This window comes from Kaistia soli DSM 19436 (assembly GCF_900129325.1).
GTDB classification, from domain to species: Bacteria; Pseudomonadota; Alphaproteobacteria; order Rhizobiales; family Kaistiaceae; genus Kaistia; species Kaistia soli.
Genome location: NZ_FQUP01000003.1, coordinates 608,714 through 626,933, shown reverse-complemented (window position 1 = coordinate 626,933; position 18,220 = coordinate 608,714). Strand labels below are relative to the sequence as shown.

The following is an 18,220-nucleotide window of genomic DNA, read 5'->3' as shown; positions in this document are numbered from 1 at the left end:
CACGCTGCGGCCGGCGCATTGCGCCGATGCCGCGCGTGCTGCGCGAGAGCCATCATTGGGGATGAAAATGATTGCGCCGCCCGACGCCGCACCCGTTGACGCTGCCGCGCCGGCGATGGCCGGGTCAAAGGCAGCGGAACGAGGAAGATGCGGCAAAGACATGGGTACGCGCTTCGAGCCTGTTCATTCAGGCGGCGCGGAGGCCGAGCCGCCAAGGGTCGGCCTCAGGCACGGATCGTCCTGAAGCCGCAAGTTGCAGGCCACTCTGGCGCTAAAGGTCACGGGTTCGACCATGCGCGGCGAGGATGCCTGTCCCATCCAACGACCGAGCACCGAACTGATCGCGGAACGCTCAGCCGGCTACCTGGCTGATTGTGCCGGTTCGCCTCGATCGTCCCATCGCATCATGCCGGAGTGTCGCGCTAGGCGACCGTCCGGGCGGAGGATGAATTCCGTAGTCCCCTTGTATGGAAGACGGCGAGTCTGTGCAAGACTCTTGACCGCATCGCGGCAGCAGCCTCCGCAGTGCATAATCTGTGGGCAAGAGGGGAAAGCATCCCTTCCTTTTCCCGAGACGAAAGACGCTGGCGGGTGCGGCATCAAAGACTTAATGCGCAGTTAACCAATCCAGCCTAATCGTCTACAGACCGTAAAGACGGGGCGGGCAGGTGACGATCGAACGAATGGCATGCTGCTGAAACTGACAACCTATCAGAGCCGGTGCATTGCGCCGCTTCTCCGCGTGACGGCGCTGCTGGCGCTGCTGGTCGGCGCTTTTCCCGGTCCGGCCGCGGCTGCCGACGAGGGGGGGCTGTCGGTGCCTGCCACTACGCTGGTCGCACATGATGCCAGGGTCGTCGGCGACGGCGCGCGCACGCGTTTCGTCATGGATCTTACTGATACAACGACATTCGCAGTGTTTCCGCTCGATGAGCCGGATCGCGTCGTCATTGATCTGCCCGGTGTCGGCTTCGCCTTGCCGGAAGGAACGGGGCATGACGGCAAGGGCCTCGTTTCGGCCTTCCGCTTCGGACAGATCTCGGCCGGCAAGTCGCGCATCGTGCTCGACGTCAATGCGCCCGTCGCCATCGACAAGTCCTTCGTATTGCCGCCTGCCGACGGGCAGTCGGCGAAGTTGGTTGTGGATCTCGTGCCGACGAGCCGCGAGAGCTTCGCCTCAGCTGTCCGGCTCTATCGCGACAAGGAGCAGGAAGCCGTCGCCGCCAGCGCTCCCCCCGTACCTCCGCCCTCCGACGGGCGGCTTCGCGTCGTCATCGATCCTGGCCATGGCGGCATCGATTCGGGTGCCATCGCGAAGTCCGGCACGCTTGAAAAGAATGTCGTCCTCGCATTTGCGAAGACCGTCGCCAAGAAGCTGGAGGCGAGCGGACGCTACGAGGTCCTGATGACACGGTCCGACGACAGCTTCATCTCGCTCGGCGGACGCGTCGCCTTCGCCCGCAGCCACCACGCGGACCTTTTCGTCTCCATTCACGCCGATTCATTCTGGGGCGAGGATGTCAGGGGGGCGACGATCTACACGCTCTCCGATCGCGCCTCGGACAAGATGGCGGCCCAAATCGCCGAATCGGAAAACAAGTCCGATATCCTGGCCGGCGTCGCCGTCACCGAAGACACCAGCGAGGTCTCGGACATCCTGATCGATCTCGCGCGGCGCGAGACGAAGAATTTCGCGGTCGTCTTTGCCCGCAACATGATCAAGGAACTGAAGCCTAACGTGCGGCTCTTCAAGCATGCGCACCAGCAGGCCGGCTTCATGGTCCTGAAGGCGCCTGACGTTCCCTCGGCGCTCGTCGAGCTTGGCTATCTCTCCAACCAGGACGATGAGAAGCTCCTGACCTCGGATGCCTGGCGCGACAAGACGGCCGATGCGATGACGCGCGCGGTCGATAACTATTTCCGCCTGCGCGTTGCCCAGACCACGACCGGATCGATCGATCCAGCGACGGTCGAGCAGTGAGCGGCTGTTGCGCGGACACAACGCCGGCCGCCGGCGCGTGTCGTTACCCGGCCAGCGCCCCACAATCTCCACAAATCAACTGGAAGAACGCTTTGCGAGGGTCTATCGAAACCGCGTTCGATACTATGTATGAGAATGCGGGGCAGGGCAGAGATGTCGATGCCGCGAGATCCAGGCCGGCGGGCTTTGTGACGAAGCGACAGTTCGCGGAGCGGCGGCTTCCGGGCGACAGAATGGGTTTCTGACCGGGGCACGCCCATCGGCTCAGCAGAAATGCCGATGATGGCGGGCCAACGGAGATCGCAAACGACATGTTTCTGCGACTGATCGGCTATTTATTCGGGATAGGCGCCGTGTTCTTCTTGGTGGTTGCAGCAGGTGTGGCCTGGTATGTTTCGGGTCTGACGGGCGGACTTCCATCCGTGGAAGTGCTCGCGAAATACGAGCCGCCCGTGATGACGCGTATCCACGCTGCGGATGGGCAGCTCGTGCAGGAATATGCGCATGAGCGGCGGCTCTATCTGCCGATCCAGGCGATTCCGGATCGGGTGAAGGCTGCCTTCATCTCGGCAGAAGACAAGAATTTCTACCAGCATTCAGGTCTCGATTATGTCGGGATCATGCGCGCTGGCCTGCAGAACGTCGCCGCCTTGTCGTCGAACGGCCGCATGATTGGCGCCTCGACCATCACGCAGCAGGTTGCCAAGAATTTCCTTTTGACCAACGAGCGCACCATCGATCGCAAGATCAAGGAAGCGATCCTGTCGCTGCGCATCGAGCAGGCCAATTCCAAGGACAAGATTCTCGAGCTGTACCTGAACGAGATCTTTCTCGGCCTCGGATCCTATGGCGTCGCCGCGGCCTCGCTCAGCTATTTCGACAAGTCGGTGCACGAGCTGACGCTGTCCGAAGCCGCCTATCTCGCGGCGCTGCCCAAGGGCCCGAACAACTACAATCCATTCCGCTATCCCGAGCGTGCCATCGAGCGCCGTAACTGGGTGATCGACCGTATGGTCGAGAACGGCTACGCGACGGCCGATGAGGGTGCCGCTGCCAAGGCGCAGCCGCTTGGCGTCAAGACGCGCATCGCCAGCCCGCATATCTTCGCCGCCGATTATTACGTCGAGGAAGTGCGCCGCCAGCTGCTGCAGATCTATGGCGAGAAGGCGCTCTATGACGGCGGCCTCTCGGTTCGTACGTCGCTCGATCCGGCCATGCAGGTCATGGCGCGGCAGTCGCTGATGAACGGCCTCATCGCCTTCGATGAGGATCGCGGCTGGCGTGGTCCGGTCAAGAACCTGCCGCTCGGCGACGACTGGGGCGCGGCCGTCGGCACCGTCACGCCACTTTCCGACGTCTATGAATGGCGCCTTGCCATCGTAACCGCGGTCAACAAGACCGAGGCGGAGATCGGGTTGCAGCCGGGACGTGGCGACACGGGCAAGCTGCTCGCCGAGCGCGAGACCGGCGTCATTCCCGCGTCCGAGATGAAATGGGCGCTCGGCAGTAAGCGGTCGGTCGACAATGTTCTGAAGGTCGGCGACGTCATCTATGTCGAGCCTGCCGATGGCAAGCCCGGGGCCTATCGCCTGCACCAGGTGCCGGAGATCGAGGGCGCCATGGTTGTCATGGACCCCCATACCGGCCGCGTGCTGGCGATGGACGGCGGGTTCTCCTATGCGGAGAGCGAGTTCAATCGTGCGACGCAGGCGCAGCGCCAGCCGGGTTCCTCGTTCAAGCCCTTCGTCTATGCCGCTGCGCTCGACAACGGCTACACACCGTCCTCGGTGGTGCTCGACGCGCCGATTGAGATCGATCCGGGCTTCGGTCAGCCGATGTGGCGGCCGGAGAACTATGCGCAGAAGTTTTACGGTCCTTCGACGCTTCGCACCGGCATTGAGCAGTCGCGAAACGTCATGACCGTCCGGCTCGCGCAGGATATGGGGATGCCGCTGGTCGCCGAATATGCCAAGCGCTTCGGCGTCTACGACAATCTCGGGCCGTTCCTTCCCAACGCGCTCGGCGCCACCGAGACCACGGTGATGCGGATGGTCGCCGGCTATTCGGTGTTCGCCAATGGCGGCCGGCAGGTCAAACCGACGCTGATCGATCGCATCCAGGATCGTTTCGGCAAGACGATCTTCAAGCATGAAGAGCGAGTCTGCGAAGGCTGCGACGCCGACGGCTGGCACAATCAGGACGAACCCGTCGTCACCGACAACCGCGAGCAGGTTCTCGATCCGATGACCGCTTACCAGATCACGTCGATGCTGGAAGGCGTGGTCCAGCGCGGCACGGCCACCGTGGTCAAGCAGGTCGGCAAGCCGATCGCCGGCAAGACCGGCACCTCTAACGACTATAAGGACGCCTGGTTCATCGGTTATTCGCCGGATCTCGTCGTTGGCGTCTTCATCGGCTACGATAATCCGCGCCCGATGGGCAAGGGCATGACGGGCGGCGAGGTCGCGGCGCCGATCGCGACCGAGTTCTTCAAACTCGCGCTCGCCGACAAGCCGGCAATTCCGTTCCGCATGCCGGAAGGCCTGACGCTGGTTTCGATTGACCGCCGGACCGGCATGCGTGCCCCGCCGGATGCGCCGGGCACCATCATGGAAGCCTTCAAGCCGGGCACGGGTCCTGCCGACACCTATTCGGTCATCGGTTCCTCGGATGGCGGCACGGTGTCGAGCGAGTCCGACCGCGCGATTATGTCGGGAACGGGCGGCCTCTACTAGAGCGTGAGGCACAGCTTCAGCGCGGAAGGTGTCCATGAAGGCGGTTCTGGTCTCATGGCCCTTCTGGGCATTCTTGTCGGCGCTCTTCGCGGCGATGACGGCAATCTTCGCGAAGATCGGCGTGGAGAATGTCGGATCTGACTTCGCGACCTTCATCCGCACGATCGTCATCCTGATGACTGTTGCCTTCATCCTGACCGTGACCGGCCAGTGGCAGCCCTTCGGAACGGTCTCCTCCAGGAGCTACGCGTTTCTCGTGCTCTCAGGATTCGCCACGGGCGCCTCCTGGCTCTGCTATTTCCGCGCCCTGAAACTTGGCGATGCCGCCCGCGTCGCGCCGGTCGACAAGCTTAGCGTCGTGCTGGTCGCAATCGCTGGCGTCGTGCTGCTCGGCGAGCGGCTTTCGCCGCGCAACTGGCTGGGCATTCTCCTCATCGCGACCGGCTCTGTCCTCGTCGCGCTCCGGTAAGGATGCCGCAGGCGGCCTAACGGAAATTCACTTGACCTAACAGCCTCTTTGGCGCACCCAGCTTGGCTGTACGGCCCCTGTTTCAAGGCCGTTCAACTGAACCCGCAGGACGAAATGCCAAGCGACAGTCGAAGTCGATTGAGTCTGCCGCCCGTGGCCCTCACGGCCTGATCGCTCGTCCGATCGGCTCACCGTGACCGGCCCGGCGGCCGGCCGCAATGAGGTGAGTCATGGAAGAAATCAACGCCCTCCGCGGCGCGGATGCGCCCGAAGTCGTGCTCGATTTGCAGCACGGCCATGTTGCAGATGTCGTCGAGCATCTGAACGAACAGGAACCTGATCAAGCCGCTGATGTCCTGGCGGGCCTGCCCTATGATCGGGCGGTCGAACTGCTTGATCAGCCTGAATTCGACGATGCGGCCGATGTCGTCTCCAGCATGCCGATCGATCGGGCAGCCAAGTTGCTGTCCGGCATGTCGGCCGACCGCGCCACCGATCTTCTCAGCGAGATCGATGAGCCGCAGCGCTCCCGCCTGATCGCCCGTCTCGACCATGAAACACGGTCTGCCGTCTCGCGTCTTGCCCGCTATCCCGAGGGGAGCGCCGGCGCGATCATGACGACCGAAGTGGTGAGCGTCCCCGCCAATTGGACGGTGGCTGCGACGCTCGACTATATCCGCCAGGTCGAGAAGAGCCGGGAGACGATCTACACGATCTGCCTGCTGCATCCCGAGACCGGAGCGCTGCTGCAGACCGCAACGCTGCGCCGGTTGATCACGACCGATCCGGCAGCGCCGGTGCTGACGGCCGCGCGCCACAGCCGGCCGATCACGGTCACCCCGACGACCGACCAGGAGGAGACGGCGCGTCTCTTCTCGAAATACGACCTTTTGGCCGTCCCGGTGGTCGACGAGCGCCACCATGTCGTGGGCATCGTCACGGTCGACGACATCATCGACGCCATCTTCCAGGAGACCACCGAGGATGTGCAGAAGTTCGGCGGCATGGAGGCGCTGGACGAGCCCTACATGGAGATCAGCTTCCTCCGCATGATGAAGAAGCGCGCCGGCTGGCTGTCGGCGCTGTTCATCGGCGAGATGCTGACGGCGACAGCGATGCAGCATTTCGAGACCGAGCTCGAAAAGGCGATCGTGCTGACGCTGTTCATCCCGCTGATCATGAGCTCGGGCGGCAATTCGGGCTCGCAGGCGACGTCGCTGATCATCCGGGCGCTGGCACTCGGCGAGATCCGGCTGCGCGACTGGTGGCGTGTGGCGCTGCGGGAGCTACCGAGCGGCCTTTCGCTCGGCCTGGTCCTCGGCACGCTCGGCTTTGCACGCATTACCGCCTGGCAAATGCTCGGCCTGCACGACTACGGGCAGTTCTGGTTCCTGGTCGCACTCACGGTTGGCGCCGGTCTCGTCGGCATTGTCACCTTCGGCTCGATGACGGGGTCGATGCTCCCGTTCGTGCTGAAGCGCCTCGGCTTCGATCCGGCCAGCGCCTCGGCGCCCTTCGTCGCGACGCTGGTCGATGTCACCGGCCTCGTAATCTACTTCTCGATCGCATCGGTGATCCTGCACGGGACGCTGCTCTAGAAGCGCACGGGCAGCATTCCGACAATCGTGGCGAAAGACGATGAATGACAGGCAGAGCGATCTCCGGGCGGCCGCTATCGCGGCCGCCGAAGCCGTCCTCGAGGAGCGATATCCTGCGGCGCGCTTCGGGCTCGCCGCGGGATCGATCATTCGGGGCGAGGGCGTCTCGGGATCGGATATCGATCTCGTCGTGGTTTTCGAAAGGCTCGACGCCGCCTGGCGCGAGTCGTTCATCGCCCACGGATTTCCCGTCGAAGCGTTCGTGCATGACATCGACACGCTGAACTGGTTCAGCGATGAGGACATCGCCAAGGGGCGGCCGGCGATTGTCCAGATGGTTGCCGAAGGGGTGGCCCTCGGTCGAGATCTTGAAGGCGCCAAGGAAGCGCAGGAGCGCGCCGCGTCGCTTCTCGCCCTCGGTCCGCCGCCGCTCGATCGGGAGCGGCTGGACGACTTGCGCTACGCCGTCACGGATCTTTGCGATGATCTGGGCGGGCAGAGGCCGGTCAACGAGCGGCGCGCCATTGCCGCGTCTCTCTACCAACCCTTGGCGGACCTGATCCTGCGGGGGCGCGGTCGCTGGACCGGCAGCGGGAAATGGGCGCCCCGGCTCATCGCGAGGTTGGATACGGCGCTGGCCCAATCTTTCGAGAACGCATTCCACGCAGGCTCAAATGGCAATGTCGAGCCGCTGATGAGGCTGGTGGCGAGCGAACTTGCTCGTCACGGTGGGCCGCTGTTCGATGGTTATCGGCGCGTGGCTCCGGCAACCGCGCGTCGCGTTTGACGACTACTTCTTCACCAGTTCGATAATGTCGAACGTCGACTCGACCTTTGGCAGCGGCAGTTCGAGGCGGTAGCGCTTGGCGCCCGCTTTGACGAAAATGCCGATCATGTCGCGCGCCGCGTCGGATTTGTAGGCGCGGGGCTTCTCGTCGGCATAGTGCCCGGCGCCGTAGAAGATGAGGCGCTTTTCGCTGTCGTCGATGAAGTGGCCGGAGAGGCGTTGCGAGCCGCTCGTCTTGACGAGGCGGTAGCCGATATCGTCCTCGTCGATCCGGCATTTGAACCAGCCATAGACGGAGAGCGGCAGATTTCCGCCCAGCTTGATCGTGCGGCAGCGATAATCGCCGCGGATATCAACGCCGAGGATCGGCTCCGGCCCGCCTGCGAGCACTTCGTCGAGCGTGGCGAGGTCGGCCTTGCTGCCGCCGGCCCTAGCCTCCGCGATGGCGTCACGCCTGGCCGTTTCGAACGATGCGAGTCGCGCCTTGTCGGCCGGTGTCAGTATGCGATCGGCCATCGTGCCGTCGGCAAAGGCGGCTGGGACAGCGGCAAACAGGAGCATTGCGGCGAGCGCTCCGGCCAGACGATGATTTGCCGGATGAGCTTTGGTCTGGTGATCGGTCATGCGCGCCTCTCAGGTTTACAGGCGGGAAGGGCGCCACTATGGTCGCGCCACGCTGCGGGGCGAACCCCCGCCCAACGCCATCACGAGCTGGATTCCTAGCATATGCGAGCCGAGATCGAGACGATCGTCGACGAAATCAAGCAGGGCATAACCCTGCTGAGGAGGCATCTTTGACTGGGATCGTGCCAAGCGTCGCCTTCTTGAACTGAACGCGCTTTCCGAGACGCCGACCTTCTGGGACGATCCGCAGAAGGCGCAGAAGCTGATGCGCGAGCGTCAGAATCTCGAAGACGGCATCAAGGCTGTCGAGGTCACCGAGCGCGATCTCGCCGATAATCTGGAACTGATCGAGCTCGGCGACGCAGAGGGCGATCCCTCGATCGTCGCCGAGGCTGAGGCGGCAATCTTCGCGTTGAAGGACGAGGTGCGCCGCCGGCAGATCAACTCGATGCTGTCGGGCGAAGCCGATGGCAACGACACCTATGTCGAGGTCCATGCCGGCGCGGGCGGCACCGAGAGCCAGGATTGGGCCAACATGCTGCTGCGCATGTATACCCGCTGGGCGGAGCACACCGGCAAGAAGGTGGAACTGCTCGAAGTGCATGACGGCGAAGAAGCCGGCATCAAGTCGGCGACGATCCTGGTCAAGGGCGAGCAGTCCTATGGTTGGCTGAAGACCGAATCGGGCGTCCATCGCCTCGTTCGCATTTCGCCCTATGACAGCAGCGCGCGCCGGCATACCTCGTTCGCCAGCATCTGGGTCTATCCGGTCGTCGACGATTCGATCGATATCGAGATCAACGAGAGCGACTGCCGCATCGATACATATCGCGCGCAAGGCGCTGGCGGCCAGCATATCAACACGACCGACTCGGCGGTCCGCATCACGCACATGCCGTCAGGTATCGTCGTGCAGTGCCAGAACGAGCGCTCGCAGCACAAGAACCGGGCCGCCGCCTGGGATATGCTGCGCGCCCGTCTCTACGAGGCCGAGCTGGAGCGCCGCGAGGCGGCAGCGATGGCGACCGAGTCCACCAAGAAGGACATTGGCTGGGGCCACCAGATCCGGTCCTATGTGCTGCAGCCCTATCAGCTTGTGAAGGATCTGCGCACGGGGGTGGAAAGCACGGACCCGCAGACGGTCCTCAATGGCGACCTCAATGACTTCATGGAGGCCGCGCTGGCGCAGCGCCTCGGTGGCAATGATGTCGAGGTCTCTGACATCGATTGACAACGTGCGCGCGGGTTTCGCCCGCGCGTCCGCTCATGCGTGAGCGCCGCCTGACGATTCAGCCGGCTGCGGCGTTGATCCAATCGACAAGCGCTTGATTCACGGCTTCAGGCTGTTCGAGCGCTGAGCAATGGCCGCATCGTGGAATGGTCACAAGCCTTGCACCCGCGACGCCGGCTGCGATTTCCGCGGCCCGCTCCGGCGGCGCCAGCGGATCGCTGTCGCCGACAATGACGGTCGTCGGCACGGTGATGGCAGCCAGGTCCGGCAGCGAATCGGGCCGGCCGATAACGGCCTCTTGCTGGCGCGCGAACCCTTCGATGCCAATGACCAGGCCCATACGGACATTCGTGGCGACAAGGCTGGCGTCGCCGCGCTGATCTGGATGCATGATGGCTGTGGTGGAGGCCGCAATCAGTGCCGCGAAGTCATCCCGCCGGGCCGCAGCAACCATGGCTCTTCGTGCTGCGGTCTGGTCGGGCGTATCAGGCCGCGCCGAGGTGCTGATGAGGGCGAGTCGTGTGACGCGCCCGGGCGCCTGCCGCATGATCTCGAAAGCGAGATAGCCGCCCATCGAGATGCCGCCGAGTGCGAAACGGGGCGGAGCGTCGGCGAGGATCGCCGCAGCCATTTCCGCCATCGTAGTGCCAATCGATGTCGAGGCTATGGTGACGGGACCGTAGGGCCAAAGCGCCGGGATCTGAGGGGTGAACACCTCGGACGTGCAGAGCAGGCCGGGGACAAGCAGGATTGGCGTCATGTCGATACTCCAGAGGTGTCCGGCAGGATCATTGTCATGCCGGCGCTCCGCCTAGAGCAGCCGTGACATTTCCCGACCTGGAACAATATAGGTCATCGGATCGATCGGCTTGCCGTTGATGCGGATCTCATAGTGGAGATGCGTTCCGGTCGAACGGCCGGTCGAACCGACCTTGCCGATCTCCTGGCCTTCGGCAACCTTCTGCCCGACCTTGACCTTGATCGCCGACAGATGACCGTAGCGTGTCACGATGCCATTGCCGTGATCGATATCGACCATGTTGCCATAGCCGCCCTCCCAGCCCGCCGAGACGACCGTACCGCCGAGCGCGGCCGGCGCCGAATAACCCATCGGCGCACGGAAATCGACGCCGGTATGCATGGCCGGGCGGCCGAGGAAGGGGTCGGTGCGTGCGCCGAAGCCGCTGGAGATCGGCGCGTTGCCGAGCGGCGCGTCCCAGGGGAGCGACAGGGCGATGCGGCGCGTGGCGGCAAGGCGGTCGAGCTCGGCGCTCAGCGTCTTCACGCCGAGAGCGAAGCGTGCTGGGCTGGGATCGTCCGGCAGCGGGACGAAGGGCCCGCCAACGGCGTCGTCGTTGCTGCGGCCGCCCGGTGCCTTGCGCCCGACCTTCTGAAGCACGGCGGCGATGCGGTCGGCGCGCGATGCGACCGAGCGGGTAAGCCCGGCCACCGTCGCTTCCTGCGCCCGCTCCATGGCATCGACGTCGGTCTCGATCTTTGCGATGCGCGCCACGTCCGCAGGCTTCAAATGGCCAGCGCCGCCGACGACGCTGGCGAGTTGAACGCTGGGCCTGGCGACAGGCGCGGCGCTGGCACTCGGGCTGCTGTTCTTGCTGCCCTTCTTGGGCCGCGGCGTCGCGACCGGCACCTTCACGTCGAACCCTGCCCGCTTGGCCGCGTCGGTGATCCGCGCCAGAAGGTCCTGCCGTTTGGCGAGCTGTTCCTGGCGGTCGAGAACACGTCCGACGGCCTGTTCGACGGTGGATTTGTCGATTTGCTGCCGCTCTGTGAGGCGGTCCATTTCGCCCCGGAGATCGGCCAGTCTGTTCTCATAGTCGTGCGAAAGCTTGGCCTTCAGCTCAGCCTCGCGACGCTGGCGGATGACGGTCTCCATCGCCTGGCGCAAGACGGCTTCGTCGGCCTCGGTGAAGATCGGAGCCTTCTCTCCGCCGAGGTAGAGCGCGACGCCGCCGGCAGAGAGGCCAACCAGCAGAAGCAGGCCGAGTCCGATCAGCGCGACCAGGCGGCGGCTGACATGCACGGCATGGAAAATGTCGCCATGGGCGACGATGACGCGCGTTCCCGCTCTGGCTGGCTTCTGACGGGGCGCCGGTCTCCGCTTCGCTGCTGGGCGCCCCGAGGGCTGCGCAGGGGCGTGCGAGGGCTGGCGGTGAGCAGTCTGCATGGCGTCGGTTCAACCTGGCGCGGAATATGGCGGGGGCCGTCCGAAGAGGAGCGGCCGACATCTCACTACAGACTCGGCAGGGTTAACCCTCTGTTACGGGCATGCATCAAAAGCCGAAGAATTGAGGAGAGCGGGGTCGACGTTGGCGCGCGCCGACTGCAAAACGGCGGGAATAGGCCGCTGTAGCCGGCGTCCGCTGTCGGCGTCCTGTGCATAAGATTAGGGGGCCGCGAGCGGCGACGCGCACGAGCGGCTACAGCAGCTGCGTCATTTCCTTGCCGGCGATCAGGAAGCGCATCGGATCGATCGCCTCGCCATCGACGCGGATCTCGTAATGGAGATGCGGTCCGGTCGAGCGCCCGGTCGAGCCGACCCGGCCGATCTTGCCTCCGGCCGCCACGTTATCGCCGACCCGGACCGAGATCGAAGCGAGATGGCCGTAGCGGGTCACCACACCGTTGCCGTGATCGACGTCGACCATGTTGCCATAGCCGCCGTTCCATTCCGCCGCGATCACGCGCCCGGCGGCGACGGCGCGCGCGGGATAGTCGCGCGGCGCGCGGAAATCGATGCCGGTATGCATCGCCGGCCGGCCGAGGAAGGGATCGAGACGCGGCCCGAATCCGCTGGAGATCGGCGCATTGGCGATCGGCTGGCTCCAGGGCAGCGAGAGCGCAACTTTGCGGACGGTGGCGAGCCGGTCGAGCTCGGCCGACAGCACCGCGACGCCGCTCGCGAAACGGTCGGGCTCGGTTGCCATCGGCAGGGGAACGAAGGGGCCGCCGACATCGTCCTCGGCCAGAGGCCGCGGAACCTTGCGTCCGACGCGTTTCAAAAGTGCCGCGATCCGGTCGGCGCGGGTCGTCACGCCGCTGGCGAGCTTCGTGACCGTTGCGTCCTGCGCCGTCTCCATGGCGGCAATGTCGCTTTCGATCGAGGCGATACGGTCCGTGCCGGGCAGGGGGGCGAGCGGATCGCGCTGCGTGCCGCCTGCTGCGCTGGCAAGGGTGAGGCTGGGCACGGCGATGGCGTCGTCGGCACTCGCCTGCTTGCCATCCTTGCGCGGTGGCGGGGGCGGTGCGACGTCGAAACCGGCCTTCCGCGCGGCCTCGGTCAGCCGTGCCAGCATGTCCTGTCGCTGGCCGAGCTCGTCCTGGCGATCGAGAAGCTGCTCGACCTTCTGCTCGACGGTGGCGTGATCGACCATGCGGCGCGAGGTGATGCGCTCGATCTCGTTGCGTAGCGCCGAGATGCGGTCCTCATAGGTCTCGCGCAGCACTGCCTCGGCGCCGCTGTCCTGCCGCAGCCAGTCGTCACGGAAGACGAGATAGGCGGTCGACGCGAAATAGAAGACTGAAAAGAGCACGAAGCAGGCGCCCGCGACAGCCATCAGCCTTGGGCTGAAATGGACAGCCTGCAGGCGGTCGCCGCGCGCGATGATGACGCGAGTCTCGACTTTCGGCGGTTTGGCGACGCGGTTCTGGTTGGCGGCCTGCCGGGCGTCGGGAGAGGAAGCCGGCCGGTTTGGAGCAGCTCTGGCATTCGGCAGCATGGGCGCTTCAACCTGGCGATGATGACCGCAGCCGGCGCTTTCAGGGGCAGCCGGTTCATCGCTGATTAGAAAGCGTTAAGGTTAAACCTTGGTTACCCTCGCGCCATGGCTACACGTCGAGCGCGCGGACGAGCGGCCGGTAGAAACCGGGAGTCATGCCGGCCTCGGCGCGTGCGGCGTCGTTGAAGGGGGGCTTCAGCGGTCCGCGGAAATGCTTGATCACGAGCTTCCGGAAGGTCGGCTCGGGCGCGAGCCCATGACGGTCGCACAGGAAGCGGAACCACTTGCAGCCGAAGGCGACGTGGCGCCGCTCGTCGCGGTAGATGATCTCAAGGATACCGGCGCCGGGCTCGTCGCCCTGTTCCGCCAGCTTGCCGATCAGAGGCGGGGTGACGTCGAGCCCGCGCGCTTCAAGCACCAGAGGCAGGACGGCGAGGCGCGCCATGAGGTCGTGCCCGGTTTCCTGTGTCGCCTGCCAGAGCCCGTCATGCGCGGGCAGGTCGCCATAGGCGGAGCCGATCGCGCGAAGATGGTCGGCGAGCAGCGAGAAGTGCTTCGCTTCCTCGAGCCCCACCTGCACCCAGTTGTCGAAAAACGAGCGCGGCATCGGCACGCGGGCGAAGCGGCCGACAAGGTCCCAGGTCAGGTCGACCGCATTCAACTCGATATGGGCGAGTGAATGGATCAGCGCAGTCCGGCCCTGAGGGGAGGCGACCGAGCGCTTCGGGAGGGCCCGCGGCGGTACGAGCAGCGGCCGTTCCGGGCGGCCGGGCCGGTCCGGCATCGGTCGGTCCTCGGCGCCGCGCAGCGACAGCCGCCGTCCAAACCAGGCCTTGGCGGCCGCAAACGCGATGTCGACCTTCTCGTCGAGATCGGCGGTAGCGACGATCTTGGCCGAGGCATCGGCGAGGCTGGCGAAAGCGGTGGTCATGATCGTCACAGCGCCCTTGCTGCAGCCAGCACTTCGGCGACATGGCCCTTCACTTTGAGCTTCGGCCAGATGCGGGCGATGCGGCCTTCGGCATCGATCAGGAATGTGGTGCGTACGACGCCCATATAGGTCCGGCCATACATCTGCTTCTCTTGCCAGACGCCATAGGCTTCGACGACGTCCTTCGTCTCGTCTGACGCGAGCAAGACGCCAAGTCCGCGCTTCTGCCTGAACCGCGCATGCGATTTTACCGAATCAGGCGAGATGCCGAGAACCGTCGTTCCAGCCGCCTCGAAATCGGCCATGGCCGTGGTAAAATCCAGCGCTTCGGTGGTGCAGGTCGGGGTGTCGTCGCCCGGATAGAAGAAGATCACGAGCTTCCGGCCGCGAAAGGCCGCGAGCGACGCGGAACCCCCGTCATCGGTGGGGAGTTCAAACGAAGGGGCGTTGTCTCCTGGGGCGAGCTGGCCCATTCTTGCCTTCCTTTTGTCGGGTTTGTCTGGCCTCAGAAACAAAAAACGGGAATAGGTTACAAGGTATGAAGAGACGGACGCCCCGCGAATTGCGCGGCTTGGCCGCCTATGGCGTTGATGCCGCCGGATCTGTGGTCAGCAAGACCGCAGTCATACCTGCTTTTGCAGCGACAGAGGGTTTTGACGCCTGACAATGCGGCTCGACCAGTTTCCCTCGGCGCGGGCCCACCGACCGCTCGCGGCCAAGGTACCGATGCGCCGGCGCGGGCGGCTGGGCATCATGCTGCGCATTGCGAGCACGCTCGCCCTGATGCTGATCGTGCTTTTCGTCGCTCTCGCCTTCATTCTTGCGTCCGGACCCGTAGAGCTCGGCGTGCTGCGCGAGCGCGTCGCCGAGACGATCAGCCGCCAGCTCGGCCCCGGATATGATGTCACGGTCGGCGCGGCCATGATCGACGTCGATCCCGTGATGGGCCTGATGGCCCGTTTCGACGAAATCAGGGTCGACGATCGCGGTCATGGTTCGGTGGCGCATATCCCGACCTTGCGCCTCGGCATCGATCCGCTGTCTCTGCTGCGTCTTCGCCTCGATATCACACAGGTCGAGGTGAGTGATCCGGACGTCTCGCTGGTGCGCGGCGGCGACGGACGCATCTATCTCGGCACGGCGGATCACGTTGTTCCTGCCTCGGCCGCCGTGAAACCGGCAGCGGCAGACCGGTCCACGCCGCCCCCGGCCCTCGACGCGATCGATGGCGGCTTCCCCGACCTGTTCACGGCGCTCCATATCATGAATGGCGGTCTGGAGCCGGCCATCGACGCGGCGATCGCGCGCAACTTCCAGCGCCTCAATGTGGACGCCGCGACGATCCACATCTGGGACGCCAAGAAGCTGCAGCAGCGCGTCTTCCCGCATACCGATCTCTCGCTCAACCTCGATCCCGGCGGAACGATCAAGGCGACTTTCGCCACATCGGGCTATGCCGGCCGGTGGGGGATCGTGGGCGAGCGCTCGCTTGATCCGAAGACCGGCGACCGCAATCTGACGCTCTCCTTTTCCCAGCTGACCCTCGCCGACATCGAGCCGAATTTCGGCCGTCCCGAGAGCCTGATCGTCTCCGACATTCCGCTGTTCGGCCGCGCGACGGTCGTGCTCGGCGCGGATGGCGACGTCAAGGATGCGCAGCTCCGTTTCGATCTCGGCGCCGGCAAGTTTGTGTCCGGCTTCGGCAAGGATACCGTGTTGCTGGACGAGGCGACGATCCGCGTCCATTGGGACATCGCCCGGCGCAGCCTCATTCTGGAACCCTCGAATTTCCAGTTCGGTCCGACGTCGGCCGTTCTGACCGGCGCGATCAAGCCGCTCGAGGACCGATCCGATGGCCGTTACAGCTTCGAGTTCGAATCCCGCGGCGCCATGCTGGCGAGCGACAGCAACTCGCCACCCATCGTCGCCGACCGCATCGCTCTGGTCGGGACGGCGGATTTTCCCGGTAAGCGCATCGACATCACCGATTTTGACATCACCACGCCCGTCGCCTCGGTTGCCGCCGCTGGAACGCTCGGGCTGGAAGGGGCGACGCCCTCGATGGCACTCTCGGCCTCATTCACGCCGATGTCGATTTCGGCCCTGAAGCAAATCTGGCCCCCGACACTGGCCGGCCCGGCGCGCAAATGGGTTCTGGAGCATGTGATCGGCGGCCGCATCGCCTCGGGCCATTTCGAGGCGGCGGTTCCGGGCGGCGTCTTGTGGACCGGCGAGCGCGTCACCATGCCGGAAAACTACATGCGCCTCGACGCTCGCCTCGAGGATGTCAGCTTCACGACGGTTGGCACGATCCCGGCCATCACCAATGTCAGCGGCAATGCCGTGGTCGCCGGCTCGACCTTCGGCATCGATATCGACAAGGGCACGATCACCGCGCCCTCGGGCAAGTCGGTCGACATCACGGCCGGCATCTTCGCCGTGCCCAATACGGCGGTGGCCAATGCCGAAAGCCGGATCGAGACACAGTTCGAGGGCGATGTTGGCGCCATCGCCGAGATCGCGAATTCCGAGCCGATGCGTGCGATGTCGCGAAATGGCATCAATCCAGCCAATCTCTCTGGCGACGGACGCGGCAGCCTGTCGATCACCATGCCGCTGAAGCCGGGACTGCTGCCGAGCGACATCAAATGGAGTGCAACGCTCGACACGACCAATTTCGCGAGCACAGCGCCGATCGAAGACCGCATCATCAAGGGCGGCGCTTTCGCCATGACGGCGAGCGCCGACGCCTTCTCGATCAACGGCAAGGCGACGATCAACGGCGTGCCGGCCACGATCGACCTGACGCAGCCCCTGCGGACGGGAGATGGCGACAGCGAGGCGGCACGGCGCAGCGTTCAGCTCGTCCTCGATGCCGATGCCCGCAAGCGTCTCGGCATCGGCCTCGACAACATGCTCGGCGGCACGGTCGGCGCCTCGATCACCGATCTTGGCGATGGCCGTAAGGGCCAGCACTATGAATTCGACCTGAAGCAGGCACGGCTCATGCTGCAGGCCCTCGGCTGGACCAAGGGCATCGGCGTGCCCGCCAAGCTCGTGTTCGACATGGTGCCGCGCCCGGATGGGGGCTTCCTCGTCGACAATATGGTGGCGACCGGCGACGGCTTCGGTTTCCGTGGCAAAGCTGTCCTCGATGCCAAATATGGGCTCGTTTCGGCCGATATCGATCGCTTTGCGCTGCGCAAGGGCGACCAGATCTCGGTGGCGCTGGTCCGCAAGGGCGACGGCTACCAGATCACGGCGCGTGGCGCTTCCTTCGACGCGCGCGGGCTGATCGCGCAGTTGAAGTCCAACACGCCATCGCCGGATGACAGCGCGGCTTCGCTGTCGGTCGATGCGAAGATCGACAGCATCACCGGCTTCGGCCAGGTCACGCTCTCGAATAGCGCCATTCTGGTTTCCACGAACAACGGCGCCGTTGGCAAGGCGAGCCTCAAGGGTTCGCTGCCTGGCGGCGGCGTCGCGATGGTCTACAAGGACAGCGGATCTTCGGGTGCAAGCCTCGACCTCCAATCCGCCGATGCCGGCAATCTGTTCAGCTTTGTCGATCTCTATCGGCGGATCAGCGGCGGCAAGCTCCGCCTGTCGGGCGAGCGAAGCGGCGCCAAGGGACCATTCTCCGGCGTGTTCGACGTAGCGAGTTTCGCAATCGTCGACGAAGCCTCGATGCGAAAGCTGGTTTCGGCCTCGACAGGCACCGGTGAGGCCGCCCAGCCGAGTGGTCTCGATCCCGATCACGTTCCCTTCGACCGGATGCGGCTCGATTATACTAAGCGCGGCTCGCTCATCGTTATCGAGGACGCCGTGCTGCGCGGCGCAACGGTCGGCGCGACGCTCAACGGCACGATCGACCTCGCCAAGCAGGTGATCTCCGTCGCCGGAACCTATCTGCCTGCCTATGCGGTCAACAACCTGTTCGGCCGCCTGCCGCTGATCGGCCTCGCGCTGGGCGGCGGCAGCCAAGGCGGGTTGTTTGGCGTGACGTTCAAGGTTGAAGGACCGATTTCCGGCCCGAGCCTCACGGTCAATCCGTTGTCGATGATCACGCCCGGCATCTTCCGGAAGATCTTCGAGTTCCCGGTCAACTGACGCCCCGTCTCGTTTCG

The 18,220-nt window shown here is 64.8% G+C and carries 13 protein-coding genes; 7 read left to right on the top strand and 6 right to left on the bottom strand.

Translation table 11 applies throughout. From position 1 onward, the window contains the following. Positions 1 to 688 precede the first annotated feature (688 nt). The 5 genes from BUB39_RS16310 (at position 689) to BUB39_RS16290 (ending at position 7,570) form a co-directional block, all read left to right on the top strand. Positions 689 to 1,981 (top strand): N-acetylmuramoyl-L-alanine amidase, encoded by a 1,293-nt coding sequence (locus BUB39_RS16310; RefSeq protein WP_073055315.1) that lies wholly within the window; start codon positions 689 to 691, stop codon positions 1,979 to 1,981. A 311-nt stretch (positions 1,982 to 2,292) separates the two neighbouring features. Next, complete coding sequence (locus tag BUB39_RS16305; RefSeq protein ID WP_073055313.1) at positions 2,293 to 4,716, top strand: penicillin-binding protein 1A; 2,424 nt, start codon at positions 2,293 to 2,295, stop codon at positions 4,714 to 4,716. A gap of 34 nt (positions 4,717 to 4,750) precedes the next feature. Further along, a complete protein-coding gene (locus tag BUB39_RS16300) occupies positions 4,751 to 5,185 on the top strand; it encodes an EamA family transporter (protein ID WP_073055311.1) in 435 nt (144 codons plus the stop codon). A gap of 230 nt (positions 5,186 to 5,415) precedes the next feature. Continuing rightward, positions 5,416 to 6,783 (top strand): magnesium transporter, encoded by a 1,368-nt coding sequence (gene mgtE / locus BUB39_RS16295; RefSeq protein ID WP_073055309.1) that lies wholly within the window; start codon positions 5,416 to 5,418, stop codon positions 6,781 to 6,783. 40 nt (positions 6,784 to 6,823) lie between these two features. Then, positions 6,824 to 7,570: a nucleotidyltransferase domain-containing protein gene (locus BUB39_RS16290; RefSeq protein WP_073055307.1), complete on the top strand. Its 747-nt coding sequence runs from the start codon at positions 6,824 to 6,826 to the stop codon at positions 7,568 to 7,570. A 3-nt stretch (positions 7,571 to 7,573) separates the two neighbouring features. Here the strand turns inward: BUB39_RS16290 and BUB39_RS16285 are convergent, their stop codons facing one another. Further along, complete coding sequence (locus BUB39_RS16285; protein ID WP_084527484.1) at positions 7,574 to 8,194, bottom strand: DUF4893 domain-containing protein; 621 nt, start codon at positions 8,192 to 8,194, stop codon at positions 7,574 to 7,576. 102 nt (positions 8,195 to 8,296) lie between these two features. On the opposite strand from BUB39_RS16285, the gene prfB reads away from it, so the two are divergent. Further along, a protein-coding gene (prfB, locus tag BUB39_RS16275) for a peptide chain release factor 2 (RefSeq protein WP_139251501.1) occupies positions 8,297 to 9,425 on the top strand; the annotation gives its coding sequence in 2 pieces (ribosomal slippage) (positions 8,297 to 8,365 and positions 8,367 to 9,425; 1,128 coding nt in all). Between the two features lie 58 nt (positions 9,426 to 9,483). Here the strand turns inward: prfB and BUB39_RS16270 are convergent. The 5 genes from BUB39_RS16270 to BUB39_RS16250 all read right to left on the bottom strand — a co-directional run bounded on the left by BUB39_RS16270 (position 9,484) and on the right by BUB39_RS16250 (position 14,566). Further along, a complete protein-coding gene (locus BUB39_RS16270; RefSeq protein ID WP_084527482.1) occupies positions 9,484 to 10,185 on the bottom strand; it encodes an alpha/beta fold hydrolase in 702 nt (233 codons plus the stop codon). A gap of 51 nt (positions 10,186 to 10,236) precedes the next feature. Further along, positions 10,237 to 11,610 carry a M23 family metallopeptidase gene (locus tag BUB39_RS16265; protein ID WP_084527480.1) on the bottom strand — a complete coding sequence of 458 codons (1,374 nt, stop codon included), beginning with the start codon at positions 11,608 to 11,610 and terminating at the stop codon, positions 10,237 to 10,239. 253 nt (positions 11,611 to 11,863) lie between these two features. Next, positions 11,864 to 13,162, bottom strand: a complete 1,299-nt coding sequence (locus tag BUB39_RS16260; RefSeq protein WP_084527478.1) for a M23 family metallopeptidase — start codon at positions 13,160 to 13,162, stop codon at positions 11,864 to 11,866. 109 nt (positions 13,163 to 13,271) lie between these two features. Further along, positions 13,272 to 14,093 carry a ferritin-like domain-containing protein gene (locus BUB39_RS16255; protein ID WP_073055656.1) on the bottom strand — a complete coding sequence of 274 codons (822 nt, stop codon included), beginning with the start codon at positions 14,091 to 14,093 and terminating at the stop codon, positions 13,272 to 13,274. A gap of 5 nt (positions 14,094 to 14,098) precedes the next feature. Next, positions 14,099 to 14,566, bottom strand: coding sequence for a peroxiredoxin (locus tag BUB39_RS16250; RefSeq protein ID WP_073055296.1), 468 nt, complete (start codon positions 14,564 to 14,566; stop codon positions 14,099 to 14,101). Positions 14,567 to 14,759: 193 nt separating this feature from the next. On the opposite strand from BUB39_RS16250, the gene BUB39_RS16245 reads away from it, so the two are divergent. Then, positions 14,760 to 18,203, top strand: a complete 3,444-nt coding sequence (locus tag BUB39_RS16245; RefSeq protein ID WP_073055294.1) for a YhdP family protein — start codon at positions 14,760 to 14,762, stop codon at positions 18,201 to 18,203. The last annotated feature ends 17 nt before the right edge of the window (positions 18,204 to 18,220 follow it).